The sequence below is a fragment of the Streptococcus gwangjuense genome (assembly GCF_003627155.1).
Taxonomy (GTDB): domain Bacteria; phylum Bacillota; class Bacilli; order Lactobacillales; family Streptococcaceae; genus Streptococcus; species Streptococcus gwangjuensis.
In genome coordinates this window covers 361,452-379,408 of record NZ_CP032621.1, presented here as the reverse complement: position 1 = coordinate 379,408, position 17,957 = coordinate 361,452, and the positions used below count along the sequence as shown (strand labels likewise).

General features: G+C 35.3%; 10 protein-coding genes. 2 read left to right on the top strand and 8 right to left on the bottom strand.

What is annotated here, in order from left to right; genetic code table 11:
• Positions 1–228: 228 nt before the first annotated feature.
• The 3 genes from D7D53_RS01740 to D7D53_RS01730 form a co-directional block, all read right to left on the bottom strand.
• Positions 229–2,244 carry an FtsX-like permease family protein gene (locus tag D7D53_RS01740; protein ID WP_120769932.1) on the bottom strand — a complete coding sequence of 672 codons (2,016 nt, stop codon included), beginning with the start codon at positions 2,242–2,244 and terminating at the stop codon, positions 229–231.
• A gap of 12 nt (positions 2,245–2,256) precedes the next feature.
• Positions 2,257–2,991 carry an ABC transporter ATP-binding protein gene (locus tag D7D53_RS01735; RefSeq protein ID WP_084951042.1) on the bottom strand — a complete coding sequence of 245 codons (735 nt, stop codon included), beginning with the start codon at positions 2,989–2,991 and terminating at the stop codon, positions 2,257–2,259.
• A gap of 131 nt (positions 2,992–3,122) precedes the next feature.
• Complete coding sequence (locus D7D53_RS01730) at positions 3,123–3,230, bottom strand: QVPTGV class sortase B protein-sorting domain-containing protein (RefSeq protein WP_120769931.1); 108 nt, start codon at positions 3,228–3,230, stop codon at positions 3,123–3,125.
• Positions 3,231–3,988: 758 nt separating this feature from the next.
• On the opposite strand from D7D53_RS01730, the gene D7D53_RS01715 reads away from it, so the two are divergent.
• Entirely contained in the window at positions 3,989–4,897 is a 909-nt protein-coding gene (locus D7D53_RS01715; protein ID WP_120769930.1) for a LysR family transcriptional regulator, read from the top strand.
• A 51-nt stretch (positions 4,898–4,948) separates the two neighbouring features.
• Positions 4,949–7,003, top strand: coding sequence for an N-acetylmuramoyl-L-alanine amidase (locus D7D53_RS01710; protein ID WP_120769929.1), 2,055 nt, complete (start codon positions 4,949–4,951; stop codon positions 7,001–7,003).
• 31 nt (positions 7,004–7,034) lie between these two features.
• On the opposite strand, the gene D7D53_RS01705 is transcribed toward D7D53_RS01710, so the two are convergent.
• The 5 genes from D7D53_RS01705 to D7D53_RS01685 all read right to left on the bottom strand — a co-directional run bounded on the left by D7D53_RS01705 (position 7,035) and on the right by D7D53_RS01685 (position 17,956).
• A complete protein-coding gene (locus D7D53_RS01705; RefSeq protein ID WP_004269832.1) occupies positions 7,035–7,352 on the bottom strand; it encodes a hypothetical protein in 318 nt (105 codons plus the stop codon).
• 251 nt (positions 7,353–7,603) lie between these two features.
• Positions 7,604–8,527 (bottom strand): DUF6287 domain-containing protein, encoded by a 924-nt coding sequence (locus D7D53_RS01700; protein WP_162927862.1) that lies wholly within the window; start codon positions 8,525–8,527, stop codon positions 7,604–7,606.
• A 596-nt stretch (positions 8,528–9,123) separates the two neighbouring features.
• A complete protein-coding gene (locus tag D7D53_RS01695) occupies positions 9,124–15,615 on the bottom strand; it encodes a S8 family serine peptidase (protein WP_120769928.1) in 6,492 nt (2,163 codons plus the stop codon).
• A gap of 735 nt (positions 15,616–16,350) precedes the next feature.
• On the bottom strand, positions 16,351–17,136 hold the full coding sequence (locus D7D53_RS01690; protein WP_120769927.1) for an ABC transporter permease: 786 nt from the start codon (positions 17,134–17,136) through the stop codon (positions 16,351–16,353).
• Between the two features lies 1 nt (position 17,137).
• Complete coding sequence (locus D7D53_RS01685; protein ID WP_120769926.1) at positions 17,138–17,956, bottom strand: ABC transporter permease; 819 nt, start codon at positions 17,954–17,956, stop codon at positions 17,138–17,140.
• Position 17,957 lies beyond the last annotated feature (1 nt).

Genomic DNA, 17,957 nt, shown 5'->3' with positions numbered 1-17,957 from the left:
GCAATAAAACCATCTGCAAAGAAAAATCTGTCGAAAAGTCCAGAGGAATCCTATAATAAATATAAATCATCAAAGCTAGATGATTAAAAATCGTCAACCACCACAATAAAAGTGAGTTTTTCGAGAGCGATTTGACAAACTGTTTCATATGTATCTACTTCCTGAACTACTTTAATATCATTATAACACAATACCAGAATTGCAGGATAGGCAACTCTGGTATTTGACTTAATTTTCAATCATTTGCCAACTTACTCTGTAAGTCACTAGCAGGTAAAGGACAAATAGTAAGACCGCTACTCCCAGATAGGTGATATCAATAGAAATGCTGGTATTAGCGAAATTCTCAAAATAGCCCAAAAGAGCGGTACTCAAGGCAAATGCTAGCGGACCTGCGATGACCAGCGGAACCAAGAAATAACTTAGAATCTGTCGCAAAAGAATAGAGCGATTTTGCTTTCTCTTGTTCCCAAGAAGGTATAAGATTTGATAATCATTAACACTATCCAAAGCACTTGTAGAAGTTTGAAGAGACAAGATACTGAGGGAAATAATGATAAAAATAACACTGACAAAAATCATGACAAAGACAATGACGCCCATAAATCCAAGATAAATCTCAAAAATTCTTCCTTTGGTTTGATAGGCGAGCGGATTCAACTCTGCTCCATCACGAGTGAAGTAGTATTTTTCAATCCACTGACTCAAGAATGTTTCTACTTCCCGTTTGTCAATGTTTTCTTTGAAATTGGCAACATAGGTCGTGTGGTCTTCCGTCAATCCAACTACTACCTTATTTGGTACAATCAAGGTTCCTGCGTCATTTAGACCCACTGAAGATAAAAAGTAAACTGTTTCAAGTGGCTTTGAAGAGGCAAGCTTGAGAGAATGACCGTTAATCATGAGGGTTTTGGTCGTTGATAGAAAGTCCTGGATCTGCTTAGCAGTTCCTTTATAGTTGGCATTGACTAGAAATTGGTCTTCTGACAAGTCAACCTCTTTTTTCCCTTGCAGTTTGCGGAGATGATTGTAGGCAGAAATTCCTAAAATCGGTACTTTTGATTCAGGAAGTTTCTTATCATGATCCCAAAGATTGCTAGTATCAATCAAATCTTTATAGGTTAAATCACTAGAATAGATAGGATAGCTGTACTCCTCTTTGATGAGGTTAAAGTCAAATCCATCTGCTTTCAGCCTATCTTTTATAGAATCCTGAGCAAATTGGAACTCTTGAACACGATAAAGATTGACAGTTACGTCATAAGGTGAGTATTTGTTCAGCTCTCGATTCATAGTCGTATAGGCACTACCACTAAAAACGAGCAAGCTGAGTGCCAAGGTCAGAGTCAAGGATAAGACAGCCAACGTGACCGAATTACTATCAGCTTGTTTTGAAAATTGACGGATTTTAAAAGTGTTTAGTTTGTTATAGTAGGTTTGAGGCAGTTTTCTAAGGGAAATCAAGACAAAATGGCTTAAAGTGTTGTAAAATAAAATCACAAAAATCACGAAGATAGATACCAGCAAGATACCCCAGCTTTTCAAGAATGATAGATGGTGATAGTCTGAAAAATAGAGAGCACCAAAACCGATAACAGCTGTCGAAAGAATAAAGAGAAGTGCTTGAAGAACTGGCTTGCCTTTTGCCAAGACAGATTTCTTGACCCCATTCTCTTGAATAAGTGCAATGATATTTTGCTTTCTAAAGGTAAGAATGTCCATTACACCAACAATAAAACTGGTTACCAAATAGGAATAAACTAGTAAGATGACAGACTTGCTATCAAAGAAAAGCAGACTACCAAAGTAATTGGCCATAAAAAACTCAGATGCAACCTTAGATAGAATGACCAGTAAGATCAAACCAAGCAAGAAACCTAGAATCAAGGAAAAGATATTGACCAGCATGGTTTCAAAGAACAGGGTACGGATAATCTGCTTCTTCTTCATTCCCAGCGTTGCATAAAGTCCCAGCTCTTTCTTGCGCCGTCCCAGCACAAAATTTGTGGAGTAAACGATGAGAAAGGCAATCGCCGATAGAATCAGATAGGAAAGCAAGCCCATGTACTGGCTCATCACCGTCGTCAACGTTTCCTTTGCTCCTGATAAACTTTGCATCACTGGATGACTTGGTAAAGCATTAAAAGCGTAGAGCAAGCTATAAATTAATGTCAGACTGAAAAAATAGATGGTATAAGTCTGTAAATTTCGAAATACATTCCGTAAAATCAATTTTGGATACATACTCTCCCCCTCCTACCTGGTACGACTGTAAATCTCTTGCAAATACTGTTCATTAGATAAGCTGTTACGTTCCAAATCATCCATAATCTTTCCATCGCTAAGCAACACCATCCGTGAAGAGTACTTAGCTGCGGCAGGGTCGTGAGTGACTAATAAAATGGTGATGCCAAAACTTTTATTGATTTCCTGCAAAAGCGCCATCAGTTTTTCAGAATTGGCAGAGTCCAAGGCTCCTGTCGGCTCATCTGCGATAATCAGTTTAGAATCATCAATCAAGGCTCTAGCAGTTGCCACACGTTGTCGCTGACCACCTGATAACTGATTAGGAAACTTATCTTTTAAGTTTTGGATGGCCAACTTATCCAAAATTTCCTCAATCTTATCCTGATGTTTTTTGATATTTTTCCCCTGAATCTGGAGAGGTAGAACAATATTTTCATAAACTGTCAAGGTTTCCACTAAGTTGTAAGCTTGGAAAATATAGGAAATGTTTTTAGCACGATAGTCAGCTAGTTCGTTTTCCTTGGCATGGATGATGTCAAAACCTTCAAATCGAATCTCACCTGATGTTGGTTTATCAATCGTTGAAATACAGTTGAGGAGTGTTGTTTTTCCACTACCACTGGCCCCCATAATTGCCAGAAATTCACCTTTTTCAACGGACAAGTTCACATCTGATAAAGCATGAACGATATTATCCCCTTGACCAAATGTTTTCGTTAATGCTGTCACGATAAGTTGTTTCATCATTTCATTCCTCCGTTTCTTTATGACACTATCATTATACGGTTTCTTTCAAGGTTTGCCATGAGTATTTTGTGCAATATATTCATGTTATAAAAAAAGCCGATACTTTTTTAGGTATCGGTCGATATTGATTATTTGCGATCGTTTCTTTTTTTCATAAAGTAAACAATTCCTATGACAACAACTCCTAAGACCAGTACAGGTGCATAGAATTCTAGTGTTCCAATAATTCCGTCCATTTTATCCTCCTGTCAAAAAATAGAGAGTTTTATCCACAGCGCACGTTTGGCGAAGTACATTCATAAGAATATGTAAACCACAAACCACAGCGCCCCTGTGCTGTTAATCTAACAGTCTTACCATAACCCAGCAGCAGATTTACCATTCAACTCTTGGCTATTAATTGCATAATCCAAAGAATCAATCTCAAAGTTATCTTGTTTTATTTGTATTTCTCCCGTAAATATAACACCAAATCAAAATGTTGTCAATGTTTTGAAATAAAACACTAGAATCTTCCTTTTGTTTTATCTAACATCGAACATTATTTCTCGTACACTCATAGGAATAGGTAAAATACAATCCACAGAGACCTGCTACTGTCATTTTAAAAGCTGTATCCCACAAGCTTCTGATTTCCCGAAAAGTTCTTGGTTTTCAACCTCAAAACTTAGAGAATCAATTTCTAAACGATTTGTATTTTTAGCCATAAGGTTGCCTCCTTCCTTCTTTTGGATGATCATCTTTACAATAACCAGTATAAACTCTAGTATTGGATAAGTAATGAGTAAATCGTGCAAGTTTCTTATTTTCGAGTAAAATTTTTATAGTTCTCAGTAAAGAGACAACTGAACAATCTCTTGCTCAGCTACTTTTTTACACTATTTCTTAAATTATTTAGAAGTTTCTTCTTAACTACTTTACAGAGACTCACACAATCTCCCTGATTTTCCTATCTTCTTTGGCGATTATGACGCAAGTATGGTACAATAAAAACATGAGAATTCAACAATTACACTATATTATCAAAATCGTCGAAACTGGCTCCATGAATGAGGCAGCCAAGCAACTCTTTATCACTCAACCCAGTCTTTCCAACGCTGTGAGAGATTTGGAAAATGAGATGGGCATTGAGATCTTTATCCGCAATCCCAAGGGTATCACCTTGACCCGTGATGGGATGGAGTTTCTCTCCTATGCCCGTCAAGTTGTCGAGCAAACTCAGCTTCTAGAAGAACGCTATAAAAATCCTGTTGCCCACCGCGAACTATTTAGCGTTTCCTCCCAACACTATGCCTTTGTGGTCAATGCCTTTGTTTCTCTACTCAAGAAAAGTGATATGGAGAAATACGAGCTCTTCCTTCGTGAAACTCGTACTTGGGAAATTATCGACGACGTCAAGAACTTCCGTAGTGAGGTCGGTGTCCTATTTTTTAACAGCTACAACCGTGATGTTTTAACCAAAATGCTGGATGACAACCACCTGCTGGCTCACCATCTCTTTACAGCTCAGCCTCATATCTTTGTCAGCAAGAGCAATCCTCTGGCCAAGAAAGACAAGGTGAAACTGGAAGATTTAGAAAACTTCCCTTACCTCAGCTATGACCAAGGAACTCATAACTCCTTCTACTTTTCAGAAGAGATTCTCTCGCAGGAATACCACAAAAAATCTATCGTAGTCAGCGACCGTGCTACCCTCTTTAATCTCTTGATTGGTTTGGATGGTTATACCATTGCGACAGGGATTTTGAACAGCAACCTCAACGGAGACAATATCGTTTCTATCCCACTGGATATTGATGACCCAATTGAGTTGGTCTATATCCAACATGAAAAAACCAGCCTATCCAAGATGGGCGAACGCTTTATCGACTATCTACTAGAAGAAGTTCAGTTTGATAGTTGAGAAATCAGCAAGATTTTATTTTAATAAGCAAAAAAACAAAAGGAGTTTAATATGAAAAAGGTTTTACTTGCTAGTGCAGTTGCCTTATCTATTTTAGGATACACTCAAACAACTGCCCAAGCTCAAGAAAATAAAGCAGAGGTAGTACGAGAAAATGTGACAATTCCTCATTCAAGTACTTCAAAAATCGAAAACCAAGAAAAATCGAAAGAGAAGGTCGAAAAAACAGACAATTCTTCTAAAATTGATGATAAAGAAGAAAAAATAGAGAAAAAAAATCCTGCTACAGAAGAGAAGAAGTCTGAAGTAAAAAAAGAAGAAAAAGTTGAAAAAGTCAAAGAAGGTTGGCAGGAAGAAAATAATAACTGGCGCTTTTACGAACACAACAAACCTGTTACCAACTGGAAAAAAATCCAAGGAAAGTGGTACTACTTCAATAAAGATGGCCATCGACTAAGCAATACAACCTTTGATAGTTATGTTTTCAATAAAGATGGAGTGATGGCTGAAAACGGTTGGAACTTTATCAATGGAAAATGGTACTTCGCTAATTCTTCTGGAAAAATTTCTCAGAATAAATGGGAGAAAATTGGTGGTGCTTGGTATTACTTTGACAAAGATGGAATCATGCTTAGTAATACAACCATTAACAGCTACTTGCTGACAAATAGTGGAGCCATGGCTGAAAACAAATGGGTTCTCATTGATAAACATTGGTACTTCGCTAATTCTTCTGGAAAAATTTCTCAAAATAAATGGGAAAAAATTGCTGGGTCTTGGTATTACTTCGACAAAGATGGAATCATGCTCAGTAATACAACCATTGACAGCTACTTGCTGACAAATAGTGGAGCCATGGCTGAAAACAAATGGGTTCTCATTGATAAACATTGGTACTTCGCTAATTCTTCTGGAAAAATTTCTCAAAATAAATGGGAAAAAATTGCTGGGTCTTGGTATTACTTCGACAAAGATGGAATCATGCTCAGTAATACAACCATTAACAGCTACTTGCTGACAAATAGTGGAGCCATGGCTGAAAACAAATGGGTTCTCATTGATAAACATTGGTACTTCGCTAATTCTTCTGGAAAAATTTCTCAGAATAAATGGGAGAAAATTAATGGAGTTTGGTACTATTTTGACAAAATAGGTATTATGTCTAGTAACCAATGGCAAGGTAATTATTATTTAAAATCAAGTGGAGCCATGGCTGATAATGAATGGATATTTGATAAAAACTATAACAGCTGGTTCTTTTTGAAGCGTGGTGGAATGTATGCATCAAAAGAATGGATTGGAGCTTACTATCTCAAAGCTGGTGGTTATATGGCTAAAAAAGAGTGGATTTACGACGACACTTATAAGGCTCACTACTACTTAGATGATAATGGACATTATGTTTCCGGAACTTACAAAATTGACGGTAAAGACCATCTATTCCACAAAAATGGTCAATGGATTTCTGAGGTCTCAAAAGAAGTTGGTTTTGTAAAAGGCCAATACAGTAAAACCATCTTTTTAGATCCAGGACATGGTGGAAGAGACTCAGGTGCATACTATTACAATGTTGCTGAAAAAGACCTCAACATGCAGGTGTATCGTAAATTACGCAAAAAATTAGAAGAACTTGGCTACAAAGTTCTTACTTCACGTGATAGTGATATTGATGTAGATTTTGTTACAGAACGTTCTCGTATGGTTAACAAGACTAACTCTGATATCTTTATTAGTATTCATTTCAATGCGACTGGTAGCCCGTACTCTAGAGCTAGCGGTATTCAAACCTATTCCTATAGTGATGATCCTGATTATCCAAGTAAAATCAACCCATACTGGCATAACCATCCTGACCGTATGAGTGAGAGCAAGCGCCTCGCAGCAGCTATCCATTCTTCATTGTTAGCTGAGACTGGTGCTAAAGATGCTGGTTTATTGGAAAGAAGCTTTGCCGTTCTTCGAGAAACCGCTAAACCAGCCGTCCTCCTAGAGCTAGGTTATATAGATAATTTCGCTGAAAATCAACAGATTCGAGATAGCCACTATCAAGATAAGCTTGTAGCAGGTATCGTGAAAGGAATTCAAAAATATTACGCTGGTAAGTAAAAAAGGGTCTCGAGAAATCTCGAGGCCTTTTCTATTTGTCTTCTTTTGTATCTTTATCAGGAAAGAGGTATCCAATACCAATGCAAGCTAGTACGCCCGCTCCAATTACCAAGCCACTTGAAATTGGCAAAAGGTCTAAAATTGCATTTGCAATGATAAAAGCAATAATTAAACACATCAGACTAGCCTTGTAGTCTTTTTTCAAAAAATTCTCTAGAGTGAAAAAGAGGAACAGTCCTACCGGAATCAGTGACCAGAGGTTGACATCCAAACTTGGCCATCCAACAGAACCAAAATACAAAACCAAAGCTGAAACTAGCAAGAATCCAATACCTAATAATTTTTTCATTTTTATCTCCAATTTCTTTTTTAGGAACTTGAGTTATCTGATAGTGACGCCTCCCGTCCCTTACAAAAATCATTATAGCAGAGGTCAGTGTCAAGAACAAGTGCCTTTGCCTATCTGGTCTATATATCAGTCTAAGTGGTTGAAGTGTTAAGATAAAAGAAAAGAAGCCCTAATGAGCTTCTTCATTCTAGCGATTGCAACAGTATTTCTAAACTAAAACAATAGAAAGTTAGATTCTAAACTAGTTTTTTCTAGTTCGTATTTTTCTTTTCCTTAGATTCTAGAGAAGTTTTGATTGCTTCTCGTTCAGCCTGTAGTTGAGCTAAATGTTTCTCTTCTTCCTCAAGTTTACTAGTATCTGGTTTTACACGATAATAAACATCTTCTGGTCTCGACAACATCGCTTCATACTGCTGTCCTGCAAACAGTCTCTCCTCGTCATGATTGCTTTTATCTGTCAGTTTTCCATCATCACCAGGTTGCATGACAACTCCACTTGGTACAGCAACTACCACAAATCCTCCTGCGACAGAACCTTTAGTGTGTGCACTTAGACTTTCAACTTCTTTAAATTTGGAATCTGAACTTCGATTTTTCAGATGAGAGTAACTGTTGTCCAATTCAACAGTATATTCAAATTTTTGACCATCTCTATAGCCAATTGCATATATTTCACTAGACTCATTAATAGAGTCATTAATAACAAATTCTTTACCCGAAGCTGTACGCCATGTACCTTTCAAACTAGATAAATCGTTATTTCTTAGTGCTTCAATATCCAGTTTCGGAACAGCAGTTTCTTCTTTTAGCTTATCCACTAACTTCTCTGACTCAGCTACTTTGCTATCTAAACTAGCTAACTGTTCCTTGAGTTTTTGAATTTCCTCTTCTTTCTTCTTCTTAATCTCGGATGCTTTCGAAGCATCTGTCGCTTCTTGACTTGTGTTCTCTTTTTTGGCAACTGAAGAAATTGCTTCAGTTGACTCTCTCTTTGCGTTAGGTGAGAATAAGAAGAGGCTTGCTAGGATTGCAACGACCAAGAGACTAATGGCAATGCCAATATAGACTTTTATTTTAAAAAACTTGCCCCTAATCTTAGATGGAGAAGTTCCTTTCACTACCTTCGATACAGTTGATTTCGGACCATTTTTCTCTTCAAAATGTTTCTTAGTCATAGTATTCCTCCCATTTTTCACTATATTTCACCTATATCTTAAACAAATTCGTAAGATTTGTCAGTATCCATGAATGGATGGGTTTTCAAAAGAAAACCAATCAACTAACCCTTAAATATTGGCATCAATAGAATCATCCATTAAACTCTATATCGAATTTATTAACATAAATTATACCATAATTTTTAAGAATTTTATATATTTTTATAGTCTAACTATGATAATGAAAAGGAGCTATCCTTTCATATTATTCCCTTATCTTTATAAAAATTCTAATAGGTGTAGTTTCTTATCATACTTCATATAGACTGTACTTCATCAAATAAATCTTGAGTTTTTACTACAATTGTAAAAGCACAATTTTTAATATATAGTTCGATACCGTATTTTGTGAAATTGGTAAAATCCAAAAAATCTTCCTATCTGTAATAAGAAGATTTTTTGTTATCTAAATGAAGTTCATTAATACATTCTAAAAGAGTATAATTATCAACGTAATCTTAAGAATTAAGTATTAAATAGTAATTGTCAACAAACTGTTTAACCATCACAGTATCTAATCTCAACACATAAACATCTTTTCTATAGATTTTGTCTTAATCTTGATCTTTTTTCTTCAATCCAAGAAGTGCTCCTACTATAAACAATATTCCAGCAATGAATGGTGTAAGAACTGCTCTAACTGTTCCGGTTTTTGGCAACCTATCAGAATGGTTAGTATCCGACTTACTATCAATGTTAGTATGTTTATTAGCTATGTTCGCTTGTTTATTAAGATAGACTTCCTTCTTATTTTCAAAGTTTTTATCAAGAACTGTAGTTGTAACATCCTTAGTTGAATCAGATTTTTGTGAATGATTTGCTCTTTGTAAGTCCTCTCTTCTATGACTTTGATTTAATTGACTAGGATTTACCTGTGGCTTATCTTTCTTTTTGGATACATCAAAAGTAGGTTTATTTTCCTCCTCCTTTTTCTCCTCTATTTTCTTAAATACAGGTTTTATAAGGGTATCTTTTGATAAATTAAGAACATAGCCAGTGTCTTTTTTTCCTTCTAAACCAGAAATTTCCCAACCATCAAATTGATAGCCTTCTTCTAATTCACCCTTATAGACAGGTAAAATGAAATCTTCTTCCGCCACTATCGTTGAACTCATTTCTTTTCCATTTTGAATGGTTACAGTTACCATATGAGGATTTAGTTCGCTTACCTCTCCCGTATCTTTGTTTAAAATGAATTCTTTTACGGTTGTATTTCTTGCAAAATCTTTTACAACTATCTTAATGTTTAGTGTCTTATCTGCTATTTGTTTAATATCAGCAAATGATTTATATTCTTTTCCATTTACATAAATATGTTGTTCTTGAATCTCACCATCGAATCCATTATTTCTTTTATCATTGATATTAAAGACTACAGATTTTCCATCAGCATATTCGATACTAGTATTTCCCTTAGGATCAATCTTTACTTCTGGTTTAACATTATCATATAAAAATTGATAGTGTACTCCAACCGCTTTCGCATTCAAATCGCTATATCCAGTTCGAAGATAAACATTTCCATCCATGTCTGTTACCTTATCTGGAAATCCATTTGCTTTATAGTCTTTCATTCCCCAGTCCATGATGTCACCGTCTTTAACATTAAGCTTAATGTTAAAATCTCTAGTGTTATCAATGTGTAAATCTCCATAGATTAAATAATTATCTACAACTGATTCATTAACTCTCAACTCCCAGTTGAAACCACCCTTATCAGAAATCTTACCTCTTAAATAGAATTCTGGATTTCGTACATAAATTTTATTAGATTTAGATGGATTAAAGTAGTTCTTGTCCATTGAAAGATTTACTGGTTTTGCATCAATAAATAACGTAGAGCCATCTTCTTTTATAGCTTCTACATTGGATTTATCCTCTCCTGTGTACTCTTTATCATCTTTACCAAATAATACCAGTTTAGAAGAATCTGTTACAAGATTTCCATCTTTATCGATTGCCTCCCCTTTAGCGTTCATTTTAAATCTAAACACTTGATACCTTACAATGTTAAAGCCGTCCAAAGCCGACATTAATACGGATTGAGTACTTCTTCCATCTTCAACATTTCTACTATCAGTATAAATTATTTTTTCTGATAAAACTCTTAGATTAGGATTGGCCTTTTGGATTTTTGCTATATCTTCCTGGCTATAGACTCCATTTCCTTCTAACATGTCCGTTTTTCCAGGATTATAGGTAGTCACTTTTAGTGCATAGCCTTTTCTTAGAATGATGTTATCCTTTAACAGATATTGTTGTTTTTCTGAATCAGAATAGATCTTCCCTGTTTCCATTTCCGTTAAATTGGTTGGTTTATTTTTTGAAAGATCTCCTTCTCCTAATTCTATTACATTCCCATAACTTGATGCATAGGGATATTCCGTTTTAGTTTCCTTATTTTTTTCAGGCATTCTAATTTTAGTCTCAGCTTTTATCTGATCATCATCTTTAACAAAGAATCTCATATCTCCTGCAAAAGCTAAACCATCCACAATATCATTAACATTAGCGTATAAATCAAATGTCATCGTTTTTGAATGCGAATCATACTTGGTCGTTTTGATTTCTATCGATTTATAGTTATTTCCATAATATACCTTGGCATTTTTAGAAACATTACTTATCTTTCCAAGAATTTCAAAGTGTCCATCTTTAGACGGGCTTAGAACACCATAAATTTTTGATTTAATTTCGTCAAGTTTTTCAGTTTCGTATTCTAAGGCACTACCATCGTCATAAGCAATGATATTTCCCTTATCATCGTATTTATAATCGTATTCTTCTGTCCTCTTACCAGTTTCACTTGTAAAGTCATCAACTTCTCTAAATTTCTTTTTAATGAGTTTTTTTAAGTCTTTGCTTTCAAAATCTCTAATTGTTGAAATGGCTTTATTGATAGTAAAGCTAGATTTTTCTTCGATAGACTCTTCATTTCCTTGATGATTTTTTACCTCAGTTGTATCTTTTTTAAGACTATCCTCTTTTCTATTTTCTAAATTTTTAAATTTAGATTCAGAAATCTCCCCAAGTTTTTGGTATTTAGATGAATCTTGATCAGGATCTACTAGATAATAAGAAATCATCCCCTTTTCATCAGCATGATCAGCAAATTTAATTCTATGAATCTTTGTGAAATTGCTAGAGCCATCTAATGCAATGACTTCAATGATTTTTCCTCTTAAATCTCCTGCACCTTTAATTTCATAAATGGTATTTCCGTCTTTGTCAAGTTTTCTATTTCTTCCTTGACCCTCACCTGCATAAGTTACTTCAAGATTTTTCTCAACATCTCCATCTTCATTAACCAGAGCAGCTCCTGCATACCAAACTTCGTTGGCAATCTCGTCAAATTTTTCAGGATGTTCTTTCTGATCTCTTGCAAATAAAGTTTCATTCTTGTATTGCTCTTTTACCTTGTGATAAGTATCCTTTGTGATCAGCTTAATTTTTTCAGGATTTGAAAAATCAATCGAAACAATCTTAGGAGCTGTGTTATCAATTTTTACAGGAATATAGGAAACCTGCCATGGGTAATCTTTAGTTAATCTATATTTAAATTTATAGAAATATTGACCTTCTGCAATTGGTTCAAATTGACCTCTTATCTTAGTAGCAGGATCTTTGGTATCCTTGCTTTCTGGTGCATTTTCTTCTCTACCTCTAGGGTTATAAATGAGTCCATCCCATTTCAAGTCACCCCAAACTTTTAGTTTAGAAGATTTGATTCCCTTTGCATCATTTCTTTTAGAGTTTAAAATTCCTTTAATAAAGTGTTCTCTCGAAATGACTTTTAAGTCGATTTGATTTTCTCCCTCTTTATTTGTATTTACTATTGAAATCAATCCTTCTTCTGCACTTCTTAATACAAGGGGAGAAGGCGTTAATCCTCTCTCAAGTTGAGCATCTTGAGGATTTCCATTTGAATCTAAAGGATAAATTTTAGCAATCTTAGAACCACTTGATGATGGTGCGTTGATTCCTTCGTTATTGAAAGCAAATAATTCTGGATTTTGATCTAGGGATGTTGTATTTTTATCTTTTCTATTTTGTATAACTCCTGCTGGATTAAATTTATCTATACCATGTTCTCCACCAATCCCCTTATTTAAGGTTCCTGGAATTTTCGGTTTGCCATCATCATCATAACCTTCCATTGTTTTTGATTTTGACCCTTCTTCCCAGGCCCATTTATCAAGGATTGGCTCTTTGTTCCAATTCCCAGCAAATCCCATTAGAGGCATCGATAAAGAAGGTTGGAAATTTGTTTTCTTCCCATTGGAGTTTAGAGCTTCCATTTCTTCCACTGACTCAAAATGAATAAATGATTCTACAAATTTATTTTTATTTTTAGCTTCTCCAACGTTTATAACCGCATTTAAATCAAAGCTAGAATTTGGGCTTATGGTGAAAGTATCATGCTCAAATGTGATATTTGCTCCTTTGACTTTTTCTGGGTGAATTTCTGGAACAATTTGCTTCCCATCTGGAGATTTTTCATCTTTATATGTTTCATCCAGTTTGAGTCTGTCAGTTAGAGTATCTGTAGTTACGGTTGATGCTGAAACTTTAAAGGTCAAAGGTCTGTTTGATGTATTGTGAAGCTTAATTGTAAAATATTTTTTATCTCCTTTTATTTCTTTAAGAGAAATAGAACCATAAGAGTTTACTAAACCTTTAGAATCTGTGTTTTTGAAAGTCGCTACAACTTCATTTCTCAAAGCATTGGCAACATTAATTAAGCCTGCCCCCTGTTGTCTAGGTGATGCAAAGTATTGACTTTTTTCTTTCCAAGAAGTCGCATCCATCATAGGGCGTGCAGTATTTTGTAGGGCTATTTTTGTAAGACTTGTAAGATCTATTTTGTCATCTCCCTTAAGATTTTTCAATACGGGTCTTTCAAGCATTTCCTTTAACTTTGGTCTAATCAAAACAGTAGAAGCTGCTACGATTGGAGTTGCCATACTAGTCCCTGACATATAACCATAAGTTGATTTCCCATTAATGACATTGAGAGTGGATTTAATGTTTTTACCAGGTGCTGAAACATCGGGTTTTAAAAGTAAATCTGTTCTCGGTCCCCAAGATGTGGATCCTGCTGGAACTATGATATCTTCTTTATACAGTTCTTTGTCTGTGTCAGATGCAAACTTAAAGTCAATCTCTTTTTCGTCACCTACATTTGGTTTATTAGAATTATAGCTTGCCATATCAATTGGATAGTATTGCTCCAATTTATCTTTAAAATCTTCTTTATTATTTCTTTTGACTTTAGTTTTCTTATCAGGGTTAATCATGTTCCATAACTTTACACCATCATCACCTGAAATTGAGAAAACTTGACTAGTAGTTCCTTCATCCTCCTCATATCCCATAGCTGGAAGCTCTGTCCAATTATCTCTATTGTAGTAATTTACAGTATTTACAACCATAATGGCGCGTGCGCCCTTATCCGTTGCTCGTTTAAAAGCATTTTTTAAATCCTTTGTATAAATTCTATCCATTACTGCAATTTTGCCCTTAAGATCCAAACCGATCAAATCTTGGTCTTGACCTTTGCCTATATATACAAATTTCAATTTACTAGGAGCTTTTGAACCATCTTCGTTTGTTATGATTTTATTCTTATCGAAAAAGGCCCCTATATTTCTGTATTTAAAACTTTCTCCTCCAATCTTAACTTTATCAAACTCAACTGTTTGATTTTTAGCAGAAGCAACTGCTATCGCATCTTCATGTGCTGCAGTTCGTGTTACATTTCCAGTGTCGGTCATTTTCAGATTATTATTTGCCACTAAATCCCATGAAGAACTTGAAGCAGAAGTTGCATAGTTACCCGTAGCTACAACCATTGGAATGCCTGCTTTTCTTAATGCTCTAATAGCTTGCCAATATTTCTCACCTACAAGACCTGTTCCTGTAAAGCCAGATGATACCGAAACAACATCAACATTGTGTTTGATTGAATCTTCAATAGCATGAAACATTGTTTCATCCCCTGCGAAGCCAGATCCTGCGTCAGAGTACATTTTATAAGAGAAGATCTGTGCATTAGGAGCAATTCCATCTATTCCGTTAAAGTTTTTGATATCTTTTTCAGTATCATTTCCCGCAAGAATTCCTGCAATATGCATCCCATGTGGATCAAAATAATCGCTTCCATCATCAGATTTTTCTACAGTAATTTTACCACCATTATAATAATTGAAAGCATGAGGAATTTTATCGCTCAACCAGAAATTTTTATCAGTACCTTTTAAGTCTTCTTTTTTAAATTTCATTGAGGCTTTGGCATCATCATCGATTCTCATAGCCTTATGCCTATAATCTGTCCCTGTATCGATATTTGAAATGACCATACCTCTACCATCAAAGTTTTTCCCAAATGGTGCATTGATAGATTTTAGGTAATCGATTGCCTCTTCAACTCCAATTTCTTTTCTAGCATGATTCATCATAGGTTGGACTTTTTGTGACCTTTCAACCGATGAAATACCTTCTATTAGTTTAATTTTGTCCAGAGTATCTTTGGTTGTTTCAATAGCGCTACCGTTAAAAATTCTATCATAAGTATATAAAACTTTTGTATTCTTAAGATTTGATAGTTCCTTGATTGCTTTTTCTCCAGATTCTTTATCTTTAAATTCAGCAATATAGACAAGTCTATCTTCTTTTTTGGGACTTTCCGTGTCTTTACTTGCAGACGAGTCTGCATTATCTCCTTTGTATTGATTGGAATCTTCTTTTTTGATTGTTGCTTTTTCATTGTTAGTTTTATTGTTTACCACAGATTCTTTACTAACAACTTCTTTTTTCTCAATAACTGTTGTTTTCTTCTCTTCAGTATCCTTTGAAGTTTCTATAGCATTATGAATATCTTCATGTTTTTCTTTGTTTTCTTTTTGTTTATCTACTACTTTTTCTTTATCAGAGATACTTAAAGCATCTTCAGAACTAGATGTATCTGCTAAGACTACCTCATTAGGGACATATGCTGCTAAAATAACTGCAGCTGTGGTTAGTGACAATACTGTACTTTTTTTCATTTTAATTCCTTACATATTTATTTAACTTTCCAATAGATAGAAAACTTTAACTTTGCTAGCCTTTGTTATAAAAAGTTTTACTAAGTGTTATCTAGGAAATAGAGTAGTACATTTATATATAATTGTTAGCTCTCTGAAAAATAGTATATCAATTAAAAAAATTTAAGTCAAGAAAAATTAACATCTGTTAATTTTATTTTTAATGTGTGTTAAAATAGATATAAAAATTTCGTACTTAACTGAGATACATTATCAGCACATTCACACCATCAAAAATAATAGCAAGTAAGTTGAACCACTATCATAATTACAAAAATAGACATAATTGATGCAATAACAATGCTATTTAACAACATAAATAACCGATAAGAACTAGGCTTAACGGTTATTTTCTACATATCTAATTTTGCAAATCTTCAGTCATATATTCACCTGTGACCTAGGCTTTACGAGTGCCTTGCTCTAGCAACTAATACTCAATGAAAATCAAAGAACAAACTAGGAAGCTAGCCACAGGTTGCTAAAAGCACTGCTTTTAGGTTGTAGATAGAACTGACGAAGTCAGTAACATATATACGGCAAGGCGAAGCTGACGTGGTTTGAAGAGATTTTCGAAAAGTATAAGCTAAATCGGTGATTACACTTACAGTATAGCGCTCTGAGAATAGGTGTCAAGAAATTTTCATCTCTATTAGAAAAAGCCTGTCCTGAGACAAGGCTTTGATAACATCTATGCTAAGAACCTGCACTTTCGTAGGCATCCAAGCCCCTGTCCCAGAGTTTAAGGGAAATGACAAAGAAAACAAGGGAAATCAAAATCAAACCTCCGATGTTAAAGATTACATCCTTGTCCTGCAAAAAATAGCTGGCAGGATAGTAGGCTGTAAAGGCGAAAGGCACGATAAAGCTAATCAACCAACGAAGAGCTGAATTGTAAATGGAAATCGGATACTTGGCAAAGTCATTAAACATATAAAAAATGTAGATCATGGCGCCTGACTGCTTGGTCCAAAAAGCAATACTGGCTGTCGCAATTTTTAAAGAAGTATAAATCAAGGTCGCAAAGGGAATACAGACTAGGAAAAGTAGGAATTTTGGAAGGGTCCAAGCAATGCTGGTCACTGTTGTTCCCAGTAGAATGCCACCGACTAAGAGTTCCCCAAAAGCATCAATCTGAAAGGTCTCTACCAAAATATGGAAGAGAGGATTGATAGGACGTGTCAGGTACTTATCAAATTCTCCCTTTCTCACCAAGCGCTGTCCTAGAGCCCAGAGATTGTCAAAAAAGAGATGATCCAACCCCTTAGGAATCAAGGAAAATCCATAGATAAAAGCAATTTCTTGAAAAGTCCAACCTTCTAAGGATGGGATGTGTTGAAAGATGACATTGAGAAACAAGAGGTTCAAGCCTTGGGTCAGAAAAACTCCCAAGACACCAACCACAAAATCCACCTTGTACTCCATAATTTGCTTGATGTATTGTCCGATAAAAATCAGATGCATGCGTTGATATTTTTTCATACTAACCTCCTTGAATGGTAATGAAAGACTGGACCCGTTTCCAAATCAACTGAGACAAACCCACCATCACTAAGAGCCAGAAAAACTGTAGCAAAAGCGCCTGAAGAATCTGACTAGCATCGTATTTCCCAACGATAATCATGACCGGAGTATAAATCAAGGATGAAAAAGGCAAGAAGGACAGAATATCTGCAACAACCTCTGGAAAGAAAGCCAAGGGAATCAAACTTCCTGACATAAAGGCCACTATGGAAGTCTTAAGTAGATTGGAACCCCATAGATTTTTAAACACAAAGGCAGAAAATCCAAAGCAGATATTAAAGAAAAAGTTAATCAGATAGGCCAGCGTTAAGCTAAAAAGATAAAGGACAGTTAATCCCAGCACTTCTACAATGCCTTGCCCAGTTAAGATTTTCATCAAAACAATGACACTTAAAAATGGAAGGCCAACGCTGATAAAAATCAACCACTTGGAGCCAAGCTCGGTGAAAAGATATGAGGCCGCAAAATGCACCGGTCTCAACAAACGCATGATAATGGAACCATCCTTGACCTCCTCCCCAATCATAAAGGAAGAATCTGACCTAGTAAGAAGATTAGTCACAAAACTCATAATGATGTAGAGGGTGATATCTGCCATACTAAATCCCTGAATCAAAGACTCTTGTGAGGAATCAAAGACAGCCTTCCAGAGATAAAAGGCCACAAAAGCCCCCATGACATCGCCAATCCGATAGAGAATAAAGTTGACTCGATAGGTAATCAACTCCTGAACACCTGCATTGATAAAGGGTTTATAACGTCTCCACAATTTGATCATC

Excerpts from the sequence above, each read along its gene's own strand:
- D7D53_RS01730 (WP_120769931.1), bottom strand. The coding sequence starts at position 3,230 with ATGGACGGAATTATTGGAACACTAGAATTCTATGCACCTGTACTGGTC.
- D7D53_RS01700 (WP_162927862.1), bottom strand. The coding sequence starts at position 8,527 with ATGACTAAGAAACATTTTGAAGAGAAAAATGGTCCGAAATCAACTGTA.
- D7D53_RS01695 (WP_120769928.1), bottom strand. The coding sequence starts at position 15,615 with ATGAAAAAAAGTACAGTATTGTCACTAACCACAGCTGCAGTTATTTTA.
- D7D53_RS01735 (WP_084951042.1), bottom strand. The coding sequence starts at position 2,991 with ATGAAACAACTTATCGTGACAGCATTAACGAAAACATTTGGTCAAGGG.
- D7D53_RS01715 (WP_120769930.1), top strand. The coding sequence starts at position 3,989 with ATGAGAATTCAACAATTACACTATATTATCAAAATCGTCGAAACTGGC.
- D7D53_RS01690 (WP_120769927.1), bottom strand. The coding sequence starts at position 17,136 with ATGAAAAAATATCAACGCATGCATCTGATTTTTATCGGACAATACATC.
- D7D53_RS01705 (WP_004269832.1), bottom strand. The coding sequence starts at position 7,352 with ATGAAAAAATTATTAGGTATTGGATTCTTGCTAGTTTCAGCTTTGGTT.
- D7D53_RS01685 (WP_120769926.1), bottom strand. The coding sequence starts at position 17,956 with ATGATCAAATTGTGGAGACGTTATAAACCCTTTATCAATGCAGGTGTT.
- D7D53_RS01710 (WP_120769929.1), top strand. The coding sequence starts at position 4,949 with ATGAAAAAGGTTTTACTTGCTAGTGCAGTTGCCTTATCTATTTTAGGA.
- D7D53_RS01740 (WP_120769932.1), bottom strand. The coding sequence starts at position 2,244 with ATGTATCCAAAATTGATTTTACGGAATGTATTTCGAAATTTACAGACT.